The 19,208-nt window shown below is 39.2% G+C and carries 19 protein-coding genes; 7 read left to right on the top strand and 12 right to left on the bottom strand.

The annotated features are described in order from the left end of the window. Window positions 1-21 precede the first annotated feature (21 nt). The 4 genes from C0W29_RS05310 to htpG form a co-directional block, all read right to left on the bottom strand. The gene (locus C0W29_RS05310; protein ID WP_036795526.1) at window positions 22-1,326 is read right to left on the bottom strand and encodes an inosine/guanosine kinase; all 1,305 of its coding nucleotides are present in this window, start codon (window positions 1,324-1,326) and stop codon (window positions 22-24) included. A gap of 150 nt (window positions 1,327-1,476) precedes the next feature. Next, window positions 1,477-2,448, bottom strand: coding sequence for a ferrochelatase (gene hemH, locus C0W29_RS05305; RefSeq protein ID WP_045041697.1), 972 nt, complete (start codon window positions 2,446-2,448; stop codon window positions 1,477-1,479). Window positions 2,449-2,664: 216 nt separating this feature from the next. Then, complete coding sequence (adk, locus tag C0W29_RS05300; protein WP_036795529.1) at window positions 2,665-3,309, bottom strand: adenylate kinase; 645 nt, start codon at window positions 3,307-3,309, stop codon at window positions 2,665-2,667. A gap of 142 nt (window positions 3,310-3,451) precedes the next feature. Next, window positions 3,452-5,353, bottom strand: coding sequence for a molecular chaperone HtpG (gene htpG, locus C0W29_RS05295; RefSeq protein ID WP_036795530.1), 1,902 nt, complete (start codon window positions 5,351-5,353; stop codon window positions 3,452-3,454). A 192-nt stretch (window positions 5,354-5,545) separates the two neighbouring features. Between htpG and C0W29_RS05290 the strand changes: the two genes are divergently transcribed. Together C0W29_RS05290 and C0W29_RS05285 are read left to right on the top strand one after the other, a co-directional pair. Next, entirely contained in the window at window positions 5,546-6,418 is an 873-nt protein-coding gene (locus C0W29_RS05290) for a winged helix-turn-helix domain-containing protein (RefSeq protein ID WP_045041699.1), read from the top strand. After that, window positions 6,409-6,957 (top strand): regulatory protein ToxS, encoded by a 549-nt coding sequence (locus tag C0W29_RS05285; RefSeq protein WP_036795532.1) that lies wholly within the window; start codon window positions 6,409-6,411, stop codon window positions 6,955-6,957. The genes C0W29_RS05290 and C0W29_RS05285 overlap by 10 nt, the downstream gene beginning before the upstream one ends. 90 nt (window positions 6,958-7,047) lie before the next feature. On the opposite strand, the gene recR is transcribed toward C0W29_RS05285, so the two are convergent. The 5 genes from recR to C0W29_RS05260 all read right to left on the bottom strand — a co-directional run bounded on the left by recR (window position 7,048) and on the right by C0W29_RS05260 (window position 11,543). Continuing rightward, window positions 7,048-7,647: a recombination mediator RecR gene (gene recR / locus C0W29_RS05280; RefSeq protein ID WP_036795534.1), complete on the bottom strand. Its 600-nt coding sequence runs from the start codon at window positions 7,645-7,647 to the stop codon at window positions 7,048-7,050. A gap of 3 nt (window positions 7,648-7,650) precedes the next feature. Further along, complete coding sequence (locus C0W29_RS05275; protein ID WP_045041700.1) at window positions 7,651-7,980, bottom strand: YbaB/EbfC family nucleoid-associated protein; 330 nt, start codon at window positions 7,978-7,980, stop codon at window positions 7,651-7,653. 36 nt (window positions 7,981-8,016) lie between these two features. Then, the gene (dnaX, locus tag C0W29_RS05270; RefSeq protein ID WP_045044310.1) at window positions 8,017-10,191 is read right to left on the bottom strand and encodes a DNA polymerase III subunit gamma/tau; all 2,175 of its coding nucleotides are present in this window, start codon (window positions 10,189-10,191) and stop codon (window positions 8,017-8,019) included. 275 nt (window positions 10,192-10,466) lie between these two features. Beyond that, window positions 10,467-11,012, bottom strand: a complete 546-nt coding sequence (apt, locus tag C0W29_RS05265) for an adenine phosphoribosyltransferase (protein ID WP_036795539.1) — start codon at window positions 11,010-11,012, stop codon at window positions 10,467-10,469. 126 nt (window positions 11,013-11,138) lie between these two features. Next, entirely contained in the window at window positions 11,139-11,543 is a 405-nt protein-coding gene (locus tag C0W29_RS05260) for a YbaN family protein (protein ID WP_045041756.1), read from the bottom strand. Window positions 11,544-11,911: 368 nt separating this feature from the next. Between C0W29_RS05260 and C0W29_RS05255 the strand changes: the two genes are divergently transcribed. Next, on the top strand, window positions 11,912-12,259 hold the full coding sequence (locus C0W29_RS05255; protein WP_036796446.1) for a dksA-type zinc finger protein: 348 nt from the start codon (window positions 11,912-11,914) through the stop codon (window positions 12,257-12,259). A 116-nt stretch (window positions 12,260-12,375) separates the two neighbouring features. Here C0W29_RS05255 and C0W29_RS05250 read toward each other — a convergent pair whose 3' ends face one another. Next, window positions 12,376-13,017 carry a YccT family protein gene (locus tag C0W29_RS05250; RefSeq protein ID WP_045044309.1) on the bottom strand — a complete coding sequence of 214 codons (642 nt, stop codon included), beginning with the start codon at window positions 13,015-13,017 and terminating at the stop codon, window positions 12,376-12,378. 152 nt (window positions 13,018-13,169) lie between these two features. Further along, window positions 13,170-14,159, bottom strand: coding sequence for a porin (locus C0W29_RS05245; protein ID WP_045041703.1), 990 nt, complete (start codon window positions 14,157-14,159; stop codon window positions 13,170-13,172). 536 nt (window positions 14,160-14,695) lie between these two features. On the opposite strand from C0W29_RS05245, the gene dinG reads away from it, so the two are divergent. The 4 genes from dinG (at window position 14,696) to rsmS (ending at window position 18,392) form a co-directional block, all read left to right on the top strand. Then, the gene (gene dinG / locus C0W29_RS05240) at window positions 14,696-16,774 is read left to right on the top strand and encodes an ATP-dependent DNA helicase DinG (protein WP_036795543.1); all 2,079 of its coding nucleotides are present in this window, start codon (window positions 14,696-14,698) and stop codon (window positions 16,772-16,774) included. 29 nt (window positions 16,775-16,803) lie between these two features. After that, window positions 16,804-17,577, top strand: coding sequence for a TSUP family transporter (locus tag C0W29_RS05235; RefSeq protein ID WP_045044308.1), 774 nt, complete (start codon window positions 16,804-16,806; stop codon window positions 17,575-17,577). A 24-nt stretch (window positions 17,578-17,601) separates the two neighbouring features. Beyond that, window positions 17,602-18,153: a primosomal replication protein gene (locus C0W29_RS05230; RefSeq protein WP_045044307.1), complete on the top strand. Its 552-nt coding sequence runs from the start codon at window positions 17,602-17,604 to the stop codon at window positions 18,151-18,153. Between the two features lie 68 nt (window positions 18,154-18,221). Further along, entirely contained in the window at window positions 18,222-18,392 is a 171-nt protein-coding gene (gene rsmS / locus C0W29_RS05225) for a pleiotropic regulatory protein RsmS (protein ID WP_080888846.1), read from the top strand. Window positions 18,393-18,465: 73 nt separating this feature from the next. On the opposite strand, the gene C0W29_RS05220 is transcribed toward rsmS, so the two are convergent. Further along, a complete protein-coding gene (locus C0W29_RS05220) occupies window positions 18,466-18,960 on the bottom strand; it encodes a hypothetical protein (protein ID WP_036795548.1) in 495 nt (164 codons plus the stop codon). Window positions 18,961-19,208 lie beyond the last annotated feature (248 nt).

Below are 19,208 nucleotides of genomic sequence, written 5' to 3'. Positions count from 1 at the left end.
ATGGTTAACGACAAGGTGTCATTAACGTTCCCAGTAAGCTTCTTCTAAACTATCTTCACGCTCAGGTAAGCCACGAGAAAGACGAGGAGAATATTGAGCTAATACTTCATAACTTACACGGTTTGAATACAAACAAACCTGTGAGAATGATGAGTAAGTAAGGAAAGAATATTGGTGCTTACTTGAATTTGGCACGTTTTCTTTATGGTAACGGTTAGCTGACATATCATGCAATAATGCTGATAATGCACCATCACCTGCACCGTTAGTATTTTTAATACGCTCAGGGCCACCCATGTAAGGTGCAATGTGCGAATAAACCTTGGTTGGATTTTCACACGTTGCTTTTAACATTGGACGACTAAATTCGTAGCGGTTAAATTCAGCAATATCACCCGGAAGTAATGGTAACGCAGTTTCACGTTTCGCTGAATCTTCAGTGTAGCCAGCAGTATATAAACCAACAGGGCCAGCGGTACATAATACAAGATCAACCCATTCTAGGGTTTTGTCTGCTGCAACTAATGGATCAGACTCACCGGTTAATGCTTCACCTTCGTCTTCATTCATTGCCACCACAGTCACATGATCGCGTAAGAAATCACGCCACCATTGTGGATCATCTTGAATCACGAATTTAGTACCCAGCGTTAAAACAACGGGCACATCATATTTTTTAGCATACTCGATCGCCTTCATTGTTGCCGCAGGCATAGGATCGCCAGGCTTACAACGCACAAGATAAGCAGTTAACACTAATGCTGATGCATTTTCAAACACGCATTCAGGGATACTATCAGGCTTAAGTTGGTTCATGTTACCTTCATTAATTGCGAAGGTACGCTCACCATCTTTAGAAATCAGCGCAAAACAACGGCCAATTGGACCATTTACTGGCTGTAGATAGTTCATATCCATACGGCTTGAAGTATTGCAAAGGTAACGGTAAGCATAGCTACCGATTTCAATATCTTTACTCATCACACCCAATAATACAGATTTATCATCTGCCAATACTGAGTAGTTATGTAAAGTATTACCAATAGTGCCACCAGCAAACTCATGAGTAACAAGATTATTTTCTTTTAACTCATGGTAAAGTGCTTCTGCTTTTTCATCAGTAATAACCAATGAATGGCCTTTACTTAGCTCATAACGTTCCAGGAATTCATCATCAACGTAGGCTTCAATATCAACCAACGTTTGATCGATACCCACAACATGAGTACGTGTTAAACGCTTCTCTATCTTAGTTTGACTTAGAAGTGGATCGCGAGCATGTACGGGAAAATAATGCTTAGATTTTCGTTGGCCTGGAAATTTCATGTCAATGGGCTATCAAGTTGTAAATTTTGCGAATTCTATCACAGAATTTGGTACATAAAAGCAAAAGCTATCATGGGTTTTACGAATAATAGCCACAAATAATAACGCAAACGTTATCGTGAGGGAATAATTACGCCTTCAACACCAACATTACCATCCTTGTGTATGTTGTTTAATCAAGCTCTCCATCATCACAATATGAGCAGGGCTATCATTTAAGCATGGGATCAAATTAAACTCTTTGCCACCAGCTTCAATAAATACCTCTTTACACTGCTCTGCAATTTCTTCTAATGTCTCAAGACAGTCAACTGAAAAAGCTGGACACATCACATCCAATCGCTTAATACCTTTTTCTGCAAGTGATTTGATTGTTGCTTCAGTATAAGGCTTCAACCATTCTTCACGACCAAAAATAGATTGGTAACTCATGCTCATTTTTTCACGTGGCATATCAAGAGATTTTGCTAATAATACTGTGGTTTGATGACAATGTTCTGGATACGGATCACCATTATCAGCATAACGTTGAGGAATACCGTGGTACGAGCATAATAAATAATCCGGCTTACCTTTTTCAGCCCATAACGTCTCAACAGATTGAGCTAATGCCGAAATATAATCAGGGTGATCATAATAATGATTAATAAAACGTAATTCTGGCAATTCTGGAATCGTTTTTAAATCTTTAGCGATACGATCAAAAACAGCAGCTGTCGTTGTGGCTGAATATTGCGGGTATAAAGGTAAAACGATAACTTGTTTACAGCCTTGCTGTTTAAGTTCATTTAATCCCGATTCAATACTCGGTGAGCCATACGTCATACCTAATGCAACTGGAACTTGCAATGCTTGCTGTAGTACTGCTTGTTGACGACGCGAATAGACCATTAATGGTGAGCCATCATCCATCCATACCGATTGATAAAGTTTAGCCACTTTAGGTGAACGAATAGGTAAAATCACTCCATTCAAAATAGGACACCATAACCAGCGCGTCATATCAACCACGCGTTTATCACTTAAAAATTCCTTTAAGAATTGTTTTACACCAGCCGTTGTTGGAGTATCAGGTGTACCTAGGTTAACCAGTAATACCCCATAATTGTTATTCATTGTCATCGGTATTTGCCCTTTTTATCTGCATTCGCTGCTGATCATTATATTATTTCCAGCCATACGAGAATACATTTTCGTAACTAAAAACACTCAATATAACAACGCTATTTATACGGTTCCAATATTAAAGCCAAAAAAAACGAGCATTACCAATCGGTAAGCCCGTTCATTTACATCGTCATTAGCTATGATGAATAATTAGCTAATTAACAACGTTATTTATGCTAATGCTTTTTCAAGTTGAGCACTTACTTCAGCAACAGGTAAAGTACCATCAAACTTAAGGTACTTAGTGTTACCAGCAGCAGCTTCTTTACCATAATACTCGATAAGAGGTGCAGTTTGGTTATGGTATACCGTTAGACGTGCACGAACTGTTTCTTCTTTGTCATCTTCACGAATAACAAGATCTTCACCCGTTACGTCATCTTTACCTTCAACCTTTGGTGGATTGTAAACAGCGTGGTAAGTACGACCAGAAGCAAGGTGAGCACGACGACCCGCCATACGCTCAACAATCACATCATCAGCAACATCAAATTCAATAACGTAGTCAACAACAACGCCATTTTCTTTAAGACCATCAGCTTGAGGAATTGTACGAGGGAAACCGTCAAGTAGGAAACCTTTTGCACAATCTTCTGCAGTGATACGCTCTTTAACAAGACCAAGGATGATATCGTCAGATACAAGTTGACCTGCATCGATCACTGATTTTGCTTGCTTACCTAGTTCAGTGCCAGCTTTGATTGCAGCACGTAACATGTCACCAGTAGAAATTTGAGGAATACCAAATTTTTCCATGATGAATTGAGCTTGAGTACCTTTACCTGCACCTGGAGCGCCCAGAAGGATAATGCGCATTGTGTTCCCCTTTAAAATAGAGTGGAAATTTGCAAAAACTTGAAAATACACTGATTAGCGCTCAGTCGCAAGCTTGGCACTATGACCAAGCCGCGATTGAATGATTTATCAGAATAGTCTGTGATTTTGATTGGTTAATTGGTTATTTAACCAACAATTTGTTTACGGCAGCTAAGAACTGTGAAGGATCATCCATCGTGCCACGTTCAGCTAGCATCGCTTCACCAAACAGTAGTTCAACCCAACGACCGAAAATTTCTTCATCAGCTTCATCAGCCATTTGCTTAACGAGACTGTGCTCTGGGTTTAACTCAAAGATATATTGGACTTCTGGCGCTTCATGGCCTGCTGCTGCAAGCAATTTAGCCATTTGAGTCCCCATCTCGTTCTCGTCGGTTACCATTACCGCAGGGGTATCATGCAACTTAAACGTTGGACGTACTTCTTTAACACGCTCACCAAGATATGCTTTAGTGCGCTCAGTCACTGAGGTGAATTCTTTTTCTGTTTCTTTCTGCTTTTCTTTTTCTTCTGCATTATCAAATGAAGACAGATCAAGATCTGCTTTAGTGATCGCTTGGAATTTCTTACCTTCAAACTCAGGCAAGTGCCCCATTAGGTATTCATCAATACGATCATACATCAAAATGACTTCTAACCCTTTCGCACGGAATTGCTCAAGGTGAGGACTGTGTTTAGCCGCATTAAAGTTATCAGCAGTTAGATAATAAATTTTATCCTGACCATCTTTCATACGGCCAACATAATCAGCTAAAGATACAGTTTGCTCTAATGAATCATTTTCTGTTGAAGAGAAACGCAATAATGCTGCAATTTTGTCACGGTTACTAAAGTCTTCAGCCAAGCCTTCTTTTAATACCTGACCAAACTCTTTCCAGAATGATTGATATTGTTCTGGCTCATTTTTAGCCATGCGCTCAAGCATTTGTAATACACGTTTAGTACATGCTTTACGCAGTGCTTGAGTCACTTTGTTATCTTGTAAAATTTCACGTGAAACATTCAGTGGTAAATCATTAGAATCAATTAAGCCACGAACAAAACGTAAGTATGTTGGCATGAACTGTTGTGCGTCATCCATAACGAAGACACGTTGTACATACAATTTAAGTCCATGCTGACCATCGCGGTTATTTAAATCCCATGGCGCTTTAGATGGAATGTATAACAAGCTCGTGTAATCTTGCTTACCTTCAACACGGTTATGACTCCATGTTAATGGCTCAGCGTAGTCATGGGCAACATGGTTATAAAACTCTTTATACTCTTCGTCGCTAATGTCTGACTTATTACGCGTCCATAGCGCTTGAGCTTTGTTGATTTGATCCCATTTCGTACCAGTAACCGCGCCTTCTTCATCTTTTTCTTCTGTTTGAATGAAGACAGGAATACCGATGTGATCAGAATACTTACCAACAATCTCACGTAAACGATGCGCATCTAAGAACTCTTGCTCATCGGCACGTAGATGTAAAATAATATCAGTACCACGATTTTCTTTAGTGATGGTCTCAATGCTGTAATCGCCCTCACCTGCTGATGTCCAGCACACGCCTTCATCTGCTGCAACATCAGCGCTACGTGTATTCACCGTTACACTATCAGCTACAATAAATGCCGAATAAAAACCAACACCAAACTGACCAATCAGTTGCGAGTCTTTCGTTTCATCTTCATTTAGCTGTGCAAAGAATTCTTTAGTGCCTGATTTAGCAATCGTACCTAAATGTTCAATTGCTTGTTCACGTGTCATACCAATACCATTATCGCTAATGGTTAACGTGCCGGCTTGTGGGTTAATAGACAGCTTTACACATAAATCTGCATCGTTACCGTATAAATCGGTTTTTGATAATGCTTTAAAGCGTAATTTATCAGCGGCATCTGATGCGTTAGAAATCAATTCACGTAAAAAAATCTCTTTATTAGAGTAAAGAGAATGAATCATTAGATGCAGTAGTTGTTTTACTTCTGATTGGAAACCACGTGTTTCCTTTTGATTATCAACTGTTTGCTCGCTCATTTCGACTCCAAAAAAATTTATGGGTAGTATCTAAAGATAAATATGGTCAAACTGTATGATTTCAACCTAAAATAACATGTTTTTTATTTTTATATTTTTTGAGTAACGGTTTTATATTTTTAGATTCAGACAGTATTCAGAGAAAACATATAATAATACTGTTTATATAAAACCCTTGGCAAGGCTAAACCAATGACAACAAATGCAACTAAGTATTTGATTGGAAATCGTTTTATTTTCGATCCAAATGATAACAGCTTAATAGATAAATGTGATAATAATGAATTAACTCGACTTGGAAGTAACGAAAGTCGAGCGTTAAGTCTGCTCATTGAAGATCCTAGCCTAATTATTACTCGCCAACGTATTCATGATTATGTATGGCGCGAACAAGGTTTTGAAGTCGATGACTCAAGTCTAACGCAAGCAATTTCAACCTTGCGCAAGGCATTAAAAGACTCAACAAAATCACCTGAGTTTGTTAAAACTGTGCCTAAACGTGGTTATCAAATGATCGCCAGCGTAGAAGGCTATGTCTGTCAAAAACCACAGCTAGAACCTACTATCGATGAACCAGCTATTCTTTCAACGCCACCAGAGTTTGAACCTATACTCTCTACACCGCGTAACGACTTGCATCTCAACCTTTCGACAGCGGCATATTATCAGCAAGTTAAAGAACAAACAGAGAGTAAATCAACCCTGATCTCGTGGAAAGGTTGGCTCGCATTGATGATCGCTTTTATATTGCCAATTATTGTTAACATCAGTATGCCGCCCAAATCTGCGGCATTTAGTCCTTTATTTGATGTTGATGGAGTGACAATTTATACTCCAAAGAATAATCCTGAAATTAAACAATGGCATAGCATGATAAAAACCTGTGTCAGTAATTACATCCAACACCACAATAGTCCAAATCAAAAACCATTTGAAATTATTGTCACTGGCGGTCAAAACAACCAGTTATATTTGAATTACTTACATAATAGTAAGGTGCCAGCAGAAAACGTAACGGTACGTTTACTCACTAGTGATAAGGATAACTCGAACTTATGTCGCTAACCGTTTCAAACCCAGTAACACGTTTACTACGTCAATACTGGCCGTTACTAATTTTGATTAGTTCGATGGTGATTTGCTCGTGGGTCTACTTCTCAACAGACTACAAGCAACAACAGCTACTGATGTCACGTGAATGGCAAAGTACGACTATTAGCCAGATAGAATCATTGCCACAAGATTCTCTTCAAGAGCTACGTAAGGTAAAACAAAGCAGTAATATGGTCTTTTTACCTAATCATACCTATTCACGAATCACTATCCTTGAGCTACATAGTGATATACCGCAACCATTAACGATTCATATTTCTGAATCAGGTCGCTGGGATGTTAGTGGCGGCTATTTACTGACAGAGCCGTTAGAATTTAAAGATATCACTTCTGGTTCAAACCATGACTTTGATAGCGAACAACTCAATATTATTAAAGATATCTTTAGAATGAATGCACAAGAAAGTCGCCGCATTGATGTGATTAATGAACATACTTTACTGCTGACTAGCCTTACTCATGGCTCAAAAGTCTTATTTTCAACAAAGTAAAAACTTAATAAACAACAAGTTACAAAATAAAAAATAATAAAAAACCGCGTTCAAAGAACGCGGTTTTTTTTATCGCAATAATAACCATGGTTATAATCGCTGCCGTCCAGCAAGAGAATGAGATAGCGTAGTACCATCAACTAATTCTAACTCACCACCAACGGGTACACCGTGAGCAATTCGACTCGCAGGCACATCATATTCATGACAAAGTTCCGCAATATAATGAGCCGTTGCCTCACCCTCAACTGTTGGGTTAGTGGCTAAAATCAATTCATTAATTGCTTCTTTTTGCAAACGAAACTCTAGCGTATCAAGCCCAATATCAGCTGGACCAATACCATCGAGTGGTGATAAATGGCCCATTAAAACAAAATAACGTCCTGAAAATTGCCCCGTCGCTTCTACCGCTACAATATCTGCAGGGCTTTCGACCACACAAATAATACCGTTTTCTTTACGACGAGGGTTTTCGCAAATCGCGCAAATATCGTCTTCAGTAAACGTACGGCAGTCTCGACAATGACCAATTTCTGTCATGGCTTGATTTAACGCATCAGCTAGCTGTAAGCCACCCTGACGATTTCGTTGTAGCAAATTAAAAGCCATTCGCTGTGCTGACTTAGGACCAACCCCAGGTAGACAACGTAAGGCTTCCATCAAATGCTCCAGTAAATGACTGGTTCGCATTGATTAGAAAGGCAGCTTAAAGCCAGCTGGTAAATTCATACCGCCGGTAACACCTGCCATTTTCTCTTTTTGTGTTTCTTCGATACGACGCGCAGCATCATTAAATGCAGCAGCAATCAAATCTTCAAGCATGTCTTTGTCATCTTCCATTAGGCTTTCGTCAATTTCAACACGACGTACACTATGGCTACCAGTGATAGTCACTTTAACAAGGCCAGCACCAGATTCACCGGTAACTTCCATGTTTGCGACTTCTTCTTGCATCTTTTGCATGCGCTCTTGCATTTGCTGCGCTTGCTTCATCATGTTGCCCATACCGCCTTTACCAAACATATCTTTTCTCTCTCTATCTGGTCTGGTTAAAAATCTTTAAACCGGTCTAATACTTTCTTCATCCAGTTGTGCAGCAAAACGCTGACAAATGAAATTAACATTAGGATCGTTCGCTAAGCTTTCTCGAGCTTGTAGCAATTTCTGTTGATACAAACTTTCGCGTAATTCTAGTGGTGTATGACCCTGCTCACCCAAAACAATCGATAATTGTACTGGTGTTTGTAGCACCTCATTCAAGGCGCTATTCAATTGCATCGTTGCTCGCTCTGCTTGCAGGTGCTTCTGGGCTGAACGTAAGTACAATGTAATATGATCATCTGTACGTTCAAAAGCGGAATTCAATGCTAATTGCTGAATTAGTTTTGGCACATCAAGCTGGGTGACTAACTGTGACCAACTATCCTGATTTGCAGCTTCATTGACAAGTAATTTCGCCATCTCTGGCGTTTTTTCATGTTCTAAAGCGCGCTTCAATACTCGCGGTGTCAACTCAGGCTTAAGCACAGTCTCTGCTGCTGGCTTTGCCATTGGCTTCCAGCGATACTCATCATCTTCTACAACCCGATCAGAAGCTGTCGACGCCGGCATCGCATTCGCTTTCATTGATGGCATAGTCGTTTGCTTATTTGCAATCCGATCCATCACTGAGGTTGCGACTTTTTTAGCTGGCGCCGTTAAAGCCTTTTTTGGCGATACCGCTGCAGTTTGCTCTTCTTGACCACGTTTAGTTTGGCTACGTAACTGATTACGAGCAGCTAATAACCCTGATGCAGCCGATGGTCGAGCAGTGGCGGGCTGTGGTTGCGTTGGTACTGGCATTGTTGGTGCAACAGATGCTGTATCAGCCATAGCCTGATTCGATACCGAAGCCACTGGCGCCATTGATTGTGGCTCTGATGCTGACATCGGAGCAACCGGTGCTGGCAGCTGCTGTTCTGGAACAGGCATTGCTGTTGGCGGAACATTATTAGCGACTGAAGGCGTTTGCATTTGTGCTTTTAACGCTTGTACTCGCGAAACACCACTCGCAGGTGCATTAATAGGCGCAGCTAACGGTGTTGATTGATTGTTCGATGTCGGTTGACTACTTGGTACTACAATTGCCTGTGGGGTAATACTGCCACCACTCACAGGACGGAAAGCAAGCATCCTTAATAGCACCATTTCTAAACCAGTACGGCCATCAGGTGCAAACGACAGATCTTGGCGACCTTGTAAGCAAATCTGATAACATAATTGTACATCTTGTGGTGTCATCAGTTGGCTAAGTAAATTCACTCGCTCGGCATCAGGTAAGCTATCATCAAGGCTTGCGGGTAATGCTTGAAACATTGCAACACGGTGTAATTGTGCTGACAATTCACGCAGTAAACTATCCCATTCAATACCAATCGACGCTAATTGTTGTAAACTTGCCATTGCTGTATTTGCATTAGCCGTCGCAACCGCTTCTAATAAACATAGCGCTTGATCAGTATCAAGCGTACCTAGCATTGCCGCAACAGTTTCAGCGCTGACATGGCCATTACCTAATGCAATCGCTTGATCAGTCAAACTTAATGCATCACGCATACTACCTTCGGCAGCACGAGCTAATAACGCCAGAGCGCGTGTTTCATACTCAACTTTTTCTTCTGTTAATACTTTATCTAATTGAGCGTGAATTTGCTGATGATCTAAGTGCTTTAAATGAAATTGTAAACAACGAGATAAAATTGTTACTGGCAGTTTTTGAGGATCAGTAGTCGCCAAAATAAATTTTACATATTCAGGCGGTTCTTCTAATGTTTTTAGCAAGGCATTAAAGCTGTGACGCGAAAGCATGTGTACTTCATCGATAAGATAAACTTTAAAGCGCCCACGTGCCGGCTTATATTGAACGTTATCTAATAATTCGCGCGTATCTTCAACTTTTGTACGTGACGCAGCATCAATTTCTAGCAGATCAACAAAACGTCCTTCATCGATTTCACGACAAGTTGTACATTTACCACAAGGTGTAGACGTGATGCCCTGCTCACAATTTAGCCCTTTAGCAAAAATACGTGCAATAGTCGTTTTACCTACCCCACGAGTACCACTAAAAAGATAAGCATGGTGAAGCCGATTTTGTTCTAAGGCATTACCTAACGCAGTTAACACATGTGATTGTCCAACAACATCTGCAAACTGATAGGGACGCCATTTTCGGGCCAGAACCTGATAACTCATTTATAAATAACCTTAATCAATCTGGACTGCATCTGGTGTAACGAAACTCACCACTCTTTCTTTTATTCTCGCTATCATAGCTATAATGATAGTAACCGATATTGATCATTATAAAACAAAGAAAATAAACGAAATAGTAATGAGGTATGTAAAACATTGAATTCAACTCAATGCTAGCATAGTGCCCGTTAGTGAGCGAGAGGGCGCTAGAGTAAGCGCCCAATGATTAGCCAACTAGCACCTTAATTGAGAAGATAATAAGGTGTTATTACTAATTAATGACCAGGGAAATCACAAATAGAATAAACGTTAAGTCCCAGACCTTGTAGACGCGCTTCACCGCCAATATCCGGTAAGTTGATAACAAATGCCGCATCCTGAACATCACCGCCTAAACGGCGAACTAAGTTGGTCGTTGCTTCAATCGTACCACCAGTAGCCAGTAAATCATCTACCAGTAATACTTTATCACCAGCAACAATCGCATCTTTATGAATTTCTAATGTATCTTTACCATACTCAAGCTCATAACTTTCAGCGATCACTTCACGCGGTAATTTACCTGGCTTACGAACAGGTACAAATGCCACCCCTAATGCTAATGCTAGCGGAGCACCAAACAAGAAACCACGCGCTTCAGTACCAATGATCTTAGTGATACCTTGATCTTGATATTTTTCAGCCAAAATAGCGATAGTGGCACGATACGCTTCAGGTACTTCCATTAGGCTAGTGACATCACGAAAAAGAATACCAGGCTTAGGATAATCTTGAATTGATTTAATGCTGTTAGTAATTAGGTTTAATGTTTCTTGATTCATCATTCTTTCCGTACTTACTCTTACTGCAAACAGAGTAATCTTAAGTTAGAGCCTGCAGATTGCAGACGAAAGCATAAAAATAGAGCCGTTAATAACAGCTGTATTTTTATGTAATAAGTACGCATTTTATGGGTTTTCGTCTGGTTCGGCAACTGACGTAGAATCAGGTCGGAGTTCAACCACAGGCAAACGATTAAAGCAGAATAATAAAACCATCATACCAGTAAGCAACATTGCTTTATGCCACCACAATGGCACCATAAAAATTGAGAAGGTAAAACTTAGCACAATCATTATCATCCCTCGTCGCTTTACAACGGATGTAACTGCACCATGTTGATGCCAATTAACTAAAATAGGCCCAAGTTGTGGATGTTGATGCAGCCATTGATTTAGCTTAGGAGATCCTCTCATAAAGCATGCGCTGGCAAGTAATAAAAAGGGCGTTGTTGGTAATAAAGGTAAAAAAATCCCCATCACTCCCAAGGCAACAGCAATCCAGCCAATAACCACTAAAACATAGCGTATCATTCGACTTTTCACCGCAACTTCTTCATTCAAGGTTTGTCACCTCAATCAATATATTTAACAACTTATATACCTTTTCTATTGCGCAACTCGCGTATTGTAACAACAATTAACTTTAATTGTTAACATCTATCACCATTCATTGATGACTACTATATCACAGCAAAAATTAACCAATATTTATTAAATTCGTTTAAAGAATTGATTCAAATCACAACAGAATACTAAATCTCGATTAGACTAATAACACTTAGAGGTACTGCATTAGATTTTTATTTAGCCGCAGTATAACAACACTCAATCAAAGCACAGCTAATCATATTATCTCGCTGGCTTTCCTATTGAATATCATCACTATGGCTATTACAGATATGAATTATAAAAATTTTCAGTATCCGCTAGAGACCGAATATCTATCCCTAGCAGAAAAATTAAAAAATGAAATGTTAATCAATCACTTAAATAACAATACTACAGCAGTTAATGATACAGATCTTAATGATCTCATCGTAATGGCTAAATCGTCTTTTATTCCTAATCTTTTTGATATGGCAATACGATTAGAACAAGTGGATGCTGCTGTATGCTCATTTAAATTAGGTATGTATGGTTTATGTGCCGACTGCGAAGAAGAGATTGAATACAGTGATCTTGAACAAGATCCCGCTCAACCTCGATGTAAAGCATGTCGTGAGCATAGTCGTTATCACCATGATTAAATATCGCTAAAGGCTATACTTTAAATATCAACCAATAAAAGGCAACCTCGGTTGCCTTTTACGTTAAAGCTACAACTTGGTTACATCAGTAGTGAATGATTAATCTCTCTAATTGCTTAATTAAAGTCTTTTTCTGCCATCCAGATTTTAAATGCTTTTTTATCATTATTTGAAGCCTTGGTGTACCACATTTTTAGCTGTGTTAAAGCATCACCCGTAATTTCAACTTTACCCGTTTTATTATCAACACTAACGGCAACCTGTTGTAAATCTACCGCATTACCTTTTTCAATAACAATGCCATTATCACTATTATAAGCAGCAACGAGCGCTTCAATATCACTGTAAGCAGCAAAACCTTCGCCTTGTAGTTCAACACCAACTAATGGTTGTACCGCACCGTCCTCGGTAGCTAATTGCCACTTAGCGCCTCGTTCAAAAAAAGCTTTTGCTTGTGATTCAGTCGTTAGACGCGGCAACGTAATTTCAACATCAGTTTTCGCTAAATCAATCTCAAATAAATAAGGACGAGTTGTATAAATCGTTGATTTTGATCCACGCTTAACTTCACCATCAAAACGCACCACTACTTGGTGTTTACCTTCCGATAATTCAACACTATCGACCGTCGACCAACCTTGGCTTTGCACTTCTTTACCATCAATAGCTAATAACTCAATCTTATCCGCTACAGATAAGGTTGCCGCTTGGGTCGTCGCTGAAAACAGCGCCACTAATAGCCATAATTTTTTTTTCATTATTGATCCTTAATATATCTACATTTTATTGGCTGATCATTGTTATCACTACCACTATACATTAGCGTGATAGCAATGATTATCGGCAAAAATGAACCTAGCAAAAAGCCGCCCAAGAAGGCGGCTTTATCAATCAATACGTTATGGCTTAATTAGAATTTAACTTCTAGACCAGCAACGTAACCGAAATCTTCTAAAGAATCTTTCTTATCGTCAGCATAACCAACTTCAACATATGCACGTACATTGCTATGCAGCTGCTGTGTTACGTTTGCGTATACGTTGTTGATTACGTTACCGTGAGCAATTTTATCTTCGCCACGAACATAGCCAAGTGCCATTGTTGTTTTGTCGATAGTGTATGAACCGTTGATTTCGTACAGATCAATCTTCTTCTCTGTTACTTTAGTATCAGCAGCTTTGTACTCAATTTGACCAAAAGATGCAGCTAGGTTGATTGCACCCATTGCATATTGTGCTTCAAGGTTGTAGCCACGGATATCTTCGCCAGCTTTACCAGGAATAATGATTGGCTGACCGTTAGCATCTTGACCGTTTTCAACTAGACCTTTAAGACCAATACGCTTACCGTCATAACCGTATGCACGGATATCTAAACCGCCAGTACGGAAACCAACACGACCATCAGTAATTGTTGTGCTGTTGTTATTATCCATTTCATGAGAAACGCCAGTGTAGAAAGTACCGTTATCGTAAACGTACTTAGCAACACGGTCGCCTTCAGTTTGTGACCAATCAATTTGACCAGCGCCTAGCTCGTAATCTTTACCGATACCTGAATCATCAGTAATTAGAAGTTGACGACCAAATGTTAGTGTACCGAAGTCACCAGAAAAACCAGCCCATAGCTCGTAGTTCTGTAGCTCACGGCTTTCGTATTTGAATGCAGTACCAGAAACAACGTTTAGGTTCTCAGACACAGCAACTGTTGCGTTAAGTGCTAAATCACCATCATCTAGACGGATAGTTGAGTCACCGTGCTTCTCAAAGTTATCGTAAAGTTGCACTTCAACAGCACCAGACAAATCAACTTTAACGCCGTTTGCGTCATAAAGATTGATGCCAGCATTTGCAGAACCAGCTGCAGTTAGAACTGCTAGAGCTAATAGAGTTTTTTTCATGATATGTCCACTGCCTTTCTTATTGTTGTAAATCTCAATCCTGAGATTCCCTGTCCTTTATATTCCCCTGATATATGTACTGTTTTAAAAACAATACAGTGAAATATTCTGGGGGAGTACTTTATGGCTCACATCCTGACAGAAGTTCAATATTTCTGTCAAATAATCTAAATTAAATATAAAAAAACATAAAACACATCACAAAAACAATAACTTAAGAAATAATAGGTCGATATTAATCACAATAAAATAAGTAAAAAAATGCAATTAACATTACTGTAATAGCTGTAAATAAATGTGTTTTGCATAACTAATAAACTCAATAAATAACAAACCTCAGAACAAAAAACTAGCAAACAGTTTCATTTATGGAATTTTATTTTGCATACAGATTGCAACGACAAAGCAAATGTAACTGAAATAAAAAATCGTGAGCAACCCCTCACTTTAAAACATAAATAGCTTAAATTTTGTTACCGCTCACATTTAGCGCTTCATGCTATAATGCATTTCCCGGTCCTAATGAAGTTTCAACCATGCTGCACAACACCATAAAAAGCGATATCAAACAGTGTTACACCAACCTTGGCCATCAACTCGATAACTTTATTCCTCGTCGCGCACAAAATTATTTAGTCGCAGAAATTGCTAAAACACTTGCGGGTGAATACCACAAAAAAAATCGCATTCTGGTGGCTGAAGCAGGGACGGGTATCGGTAAATCGCTAGCTTATTTAATTGGTGGAATTCCATTTGCGTTGTTCAACAATAAAAAACTATTGATCTCAACCGCGACAGTTGCTCTGCAAGAACAATTAATCACCAAAGACTTACCCCTGTTTAACCAGATTTTTCCCCGTGAATTTAGTTTTATTCTCGCTAAAGGTCGTCAACGTTATTGTTGTAACCATAAATTAGAAGCTAGTTGTTCAACAGATAGTGAATTACAACTGGGGATGTGGGAAGAAAAGCCGAAAAAATCAGATCTCGACTTACTCAAGCGCATGCTAAAAGCGACCGAGCAAAATAAATGGGATGGTGATCGAGATAGTTGGCCAACAACGATCCCTGATAAAGTATGGCAACAAATAATGGCAGATAAACACAGTTGTCATGCAGGAATGCCAAAACATCGTAGCTGTCCATTTGCTAAAGCACGTGAGCACCTCGATAAAGCAGATGTGATTGTTGCCAACCATGCATTACTAATGGCTGATATTGAGTTAGGCGGCGGTGTTATTCTACCGGAACCTGAACAAACTATTTATGTGATTGATGAAGCACACCATTTACCACAAGTTGCGCGTGATTTCTCCTCAGCAGCTGCAAGTTTAAAAGGGGCGGCAACTTGGCTTGAAAAGCTCAATCAAATTGTATCTAAATTTGCTGAATTAGCTGATTACCAAAAAGCCAATCGATTTCAGAACGCGATTCAGGACAGTATTCAACACTTGGTACCGACCTTAAACCAAATTGCTAATAATATTGACGCAAGCAAATTTAACAAAGATGGCGTCTATCGCTTTGAGCATGGTGAATTACCACAATGGCTCGAAGAAGAAGCTAAAGGTTGTAAAGAAGCCAGTAAGAAAGCGCTACAATCATTAGGTAAAATCCAAGATCTTATCGCAGAGCGTACTAAAGAAAACATCATTATTCCTCGCTTAGGTGAGCAAGCACTTACTGAAACTGGTTTTTATTTACAACGCCTTGAAAACTTAGAAAAAGTTTGGTCACTTATGGCACAACCAAACCATAAAAAAGGGGCACCACTCGCGCGATGGATAGAAAAAAGCCCTGAACGTGAAAATGATTACATTATTGAAGTGTCGCCATTAGAGGTTGGTTATCGACTCGATCAATTACTATGGAGTCGTGCAGCTGGTGCGATTTTAGTCTCAGCAACATTACGCGCATTAAATCAATTCACCTTCTTCTGCCGCCAAGCTGGAATATCAGAAACAGAAGGTACCCGCTTTCTCGCATTAGCATCACCGTTTGATTATCAAAATAATGCCCGTTTAGTCATTCCGGCATTAAAACTTGAGCCTCAAGCTGAACAATTTACCGATTTGCTGATTGAAGTCTTACCCGAATACCTTGAAGGAGAAACAGCAAGTTTAGTGCTCTTTTCCTCTTATTGGCAGATGAATAAAGTCGCTGATGCACTGCGCCCACTCGCCAAGAAAAACAAATGGCAATTATTAGTTCAAGGTGAAGAATCACGCAATGAAACCCTAAAAAAACATAAAGAAAATTGTAAAAACGGTCTGCCAAGCATTTTATTTGGTACCGGTAGTTTTTCTGAAGGGCTTGATTTACCAGGTGATTTACTAAAGAATTTGATTATTACCAAAATTCCGTTTGCCGTGCCGACTTCTCCCGTCGAAGAAGCACACGCTGAATATATAGAAAGCCGTGGTGGTAATCCTTTTTTACAAATTTCAGTACCTGAAGCCAGTAAAAAACTGATTCAATCAGTGGGTCGTTTGCTGCGAAAAGAACTCGACTCTGGTAGAGTGGTCATTTTAGATCGTCGTATTATCAATCGACGCTATGGAAAAGCACTGCTCGATTCTTTGCCTCCATTTAAACGCGTTATTGAATACAACTAATCATCTTAACCATAATAAAAAGCATTTAAATGATTGATATGATTGAGCTAAGTACCTTACTAATACTTGGCATTGTTGCATTAGCAGCTGGCTTTATTGATGCTGTAGCTGGCGGTGGTGGTATGCTTACCGTCCCCGCCCTACTTTCTCTTGGCCTGCCACCGCATATTGCACTTGGCACCAACAAGTTGGCTGCCAGTTTTGCCTCATCAACGGCAGCATGGACCTATTATAGAAAGCAATTATTTAACCCTTTATTTTGGCGAGCATCTTTTGTTGCAACCTTTCTCGGGGCAATTATTGGCACTCTTATCGTTAACCTCATCAGTGGTGCTTGGTTAGAAAAAGCGCTACCTCTAGTTATTTTTGCCGTTGCAATATATAGCTTATGGCATCCTCATCCAAATCCAGATCAAACCCAACTTCCTACGGTGACTAAAACATTTAAATGTAAACAGTGGCTGCAAGGATCCTGTTTAGGATTTTACGATGGTTTAGCCGGTCCTGGAACTGGCGCCTTTTGGACGGTATCAAGCTTAGTATTATATCGATTAGATATGCTACGTGCTTGTGGCCTTGCTAAAGCGATGAATTTCACCAGCAATATTACTTCATTGGTGACTTTTATTATTTTAGGCCATGTCAACATTGCATTAGGCTTAATTATGGGAGGCTGTTTAATGATAGGTGCCTACCTCGGAGCACATTCTGCGATTCATTTCGGCGCTAAGTTTATTCGTCCAGTTTTTATTACCGTCGTATTTATTCTTGCGGCTAAATTGGCTTGGCAAGCTTGGTTTTAATAATCGCCATTTATAGGTATTACAATGATTGATCTTTCTCGACTACAAACACTCATTGAACAGTTACAACACCAAGCTGCAGAAACCGACCGTGTACGAGGTGAAGCGCAACGACCATTATTTGATCAGCAATTATTTCGTCATCGCAGTAAGTTATTAACCCCTTGCGTAACAGAAATTGCACAAGAATTAGCGGCATTACAAAAAGAACAACAAGCTGGCCGATTATTGCCCGAACGCACACAACATGTTTGTGAAAAATTAATCGCTCAAATTCATGCCGTTCAACGAGAGTTTGCCACCCAGCAAATTCGTAAAAATGAGCCTAAGCAGGCAGTAAGTAAACGACGATCTATTAATGAAATCTACCAAGATCTTAATCAGCATCGTGATTGGGAACGACGTTTAAAATCTATGTTAAGAGATAAAGAAACATTACTTAATCGCTGTGGTTCTCAGTTTGAACAACAACAATCACAAAAAGAAGTTCTTGTATTAGAAGGACGTATAAGCCGTTGTCAAACCGCGATAGTAAAACTAGAAGAAGAAATTAATCGTCGAGAAAGAAAAGGTTAATTTTACTGACACCAATACTATATAGTTAACACGCTACACTTAAATAACACTTAACCAGAGATTGATTAATGAGTAACTCCCCAGTATCACCATTAGAAAATGCGCCAGCTGAGATTAAATTAGCCGTTGATCTAATTTGCATATTAGAAGATAACGCTATTGATCCTAAAATAGTATTGTCTGCACTCGATATTGTTCGTCATGATTTTGAAAAAAAACTTCAACCACAACCAGCATAATGATAATTAACAATTATAAAAAAAGGCTGAATAAATCAGCCCTTCAAAGTATCGGTATTATCTTAAAAATAAATTAGTTAATGCCTGCACGCTTTAACAAACCTGCCATCAATGCTGAACTTGATTTCACTTGCTTTGATTTATTTTTCAAATCTTTAGCAAGTGCCGCATCATTAATGTCATTAGCAATGAAAATCATTGATTGATACATATCACGTGGCGTTTTAATACGCTCTTTATCGTTCAATGGTTTAAGCAATGTCACTACATCTGAACCTTTCTTTTTATTTTCAGTTGTATAACGCAGAATAGAATCTAGTAAGCGATCCATATCAACCATAAACTCAGAGTTTTCAGTGCCCTGCTTTTTCATTTCTTTTAGGTTTTTCTTACGAACCTGCTTAATAACAAATGCTGGTTGGTTTATTTTACGATAAGCGAAGATACCCGCTAGCACCAATAACGCTACACTACCTGCTGCAACATAACCCCAGATAGAACCTGAAGATTCAGCAACTGGCTGAGCTACAGCGGCAACGTTTGCAACAGACTCTGGTACATCAGACATATTTGTAACCTTTTACTTTAAGAATTCGGAATGCGGTGAGACATTACCACCTACTCGATAAACTGCTATATATTTTATCAAAAATTAGTTCAAATAGGCGACAGAGCTCAAATGTATGCTCATTCTGCCGTTTTCACCAACAAAAATAAAGCACCGTTTGATTGATTTTCAATCAACCAATTGTAACTATTTGTCTAGCAATATAAAAACGTTAATTTCCCTCAACGTTTATTTTTTATTGAGCACAA

Origin of the sequence: Photobacterium kishitanii (assembly GCF_003026355.1) — a bacterium.
Taxonomy (GTDB): domain Bacteria; phylum Pseudomonadota; class Gammaproteobacteria; order Enterobacterales; family Vibrionaceae; genus Photobacterium; species Photobacterium kishitanii.
The sequence above is the reverse complement of the archived record's forward strand: the minus strand, read 5'-3'. Positions and strand labels throughout refer to the sequence as shown.

What these genes read in the sequence shown, in the direction of transcription:
- C0W29_RS05310 (WP_036795526.1), bottom strand. Translation starts at nt 1,326, where the DNA reads ATGAAATTTCCAGGCCAACGAAAATCTAAGCATTATTTTCCCGTACAT.
- hemH (WP_045041697.1), bottom strand. Translation starts at nt 2,448, where the DNA reads ATGACAATGAATAACAATTATGGGGTATTACTGGTTAACCTAGGTACA.
- adk (WP_036795529.1), bottom strand. Translation starts at nt 3,309, where the DNA reads ATGCGCATTATCCTTCTGGGCGCTCCAGGTGCAGGTAAAGGTACTCAA.
- htpG (WP_036795530.1), bottom strand. Translation starts at nt 5,353, where the DNA reads ATGAGCGAGCAAACAGTTGATAATCAAAAGGAAACACGTGGTTTCCAA.
- C0W29_RS05290 (WP_045041699.1), top strand. Translation starts at nt 5,546, where the DNA reads ATGACAACAAATGCAACTAAGTATTTGATTGGAAATCGTTTTATTTTC.
- C0W29_RS05285 (WP_036795532.1), top strand. Translation starts at nt 6,409, where the DNA reads ATGTCGCTAACCGTTTCAAACCCAGTAACACGTTTACTACGTCAATAC.
- recR (WP_036795534.1), bottom strand. Translation starts at nt 7,647, where the DNA reads ATGCGAACCAGTCATTTACTGGAGCATTTGATGGAAGCCTTACGTTGT.
- C0W29_RS05275 (WP_045041700.1), bottom strand. Translation starts at nt 7,980, where the DNA reads ATGTTTGGTAAAGGCGGTATGGGCAACATGATGAAGCAAGCGCAGCAA.
- dnaX (WP_045044310.1), bottom strand. Translation starts at nt 10,191, where the DNA reads ATGAGTTATCAGGTTCTGGCCCGAAAATGGCGTCCCTATCAGTTTGCA.
- apt (WP_036795539.1), bottom strand. Translation starts at nt 11,012, where the DNA reads ATGAATCAAGAAACATTAAACCTAATTACTAACAGCATTAAATCAATT.
- C0W29_RS05260 (WP_045041756.1), bottom strand. Translation starts at nt 11,543, where the DNA reads ATGATACGCTATGTTTTAGTGGTTATTGGCTGGATTGCTGTTGCCTTG.
- C0W29_RS05255 (WP_036796446.1), top strand. Translation starts at nt 11,912, where the DNA reads ATGAATTATAAAAATTTTCAGTATCCGCTAGAGACCGAATATCTATCC.
- C0W29_RS05250 (WP_045044309.1), bottom strand. Translation starts at nt 13,017, where the DNA reads ATGAAAAAAAAATTATGGCTATTAGTGGCGCTGTTTTCAGCGACGACC.
- C0W29_RS05245 (WP_045041703.1), bottom strand. Translation starts at nt 14,159, where the DNA reads ATGAAAAAAACTCTATTAGCTCTAGCAGTTCTAACTGCAGCTGGTTCT.
- dinG (WP_036795543.1), top strand. Translation starts at nt 14,696, where the DNA reads ATGCTGCACAACACCATAAAAAGCGATATCAAACAGTGTTACACCAAC.
- C0W29_RS05235 (WP_045044308.1), top strand. Translation starts at nt 16,804, where the DNA reads ATGATTGATATGATTGAGCTAAGTACCTTACTAATACTTGGCATTGTT.
- C0W29_RS05230 (WP_045044307.1), top strand. Translation starts at nt 17,602, where the DNA reads ATGATTGATCTTTCTCGACTACAAACACTCATTGAACAGTTACAACAC.
- rsmS (WP_080888846.1), top strand. Translation starts at nt 18,222, where the DNA reads ATGAGTAACTCCCCAGTATCACCATTAGAAAATGCGCCAGCTGAGATT.
- C0W29_RS05220 (WP_036795548.1), bottom strand. Translation starts at nt 18,960, where the DNA reads ATGTCTGATGTACCAGAGTCTGTTGCAAACGTTGCCGCTGTAGCTCAG.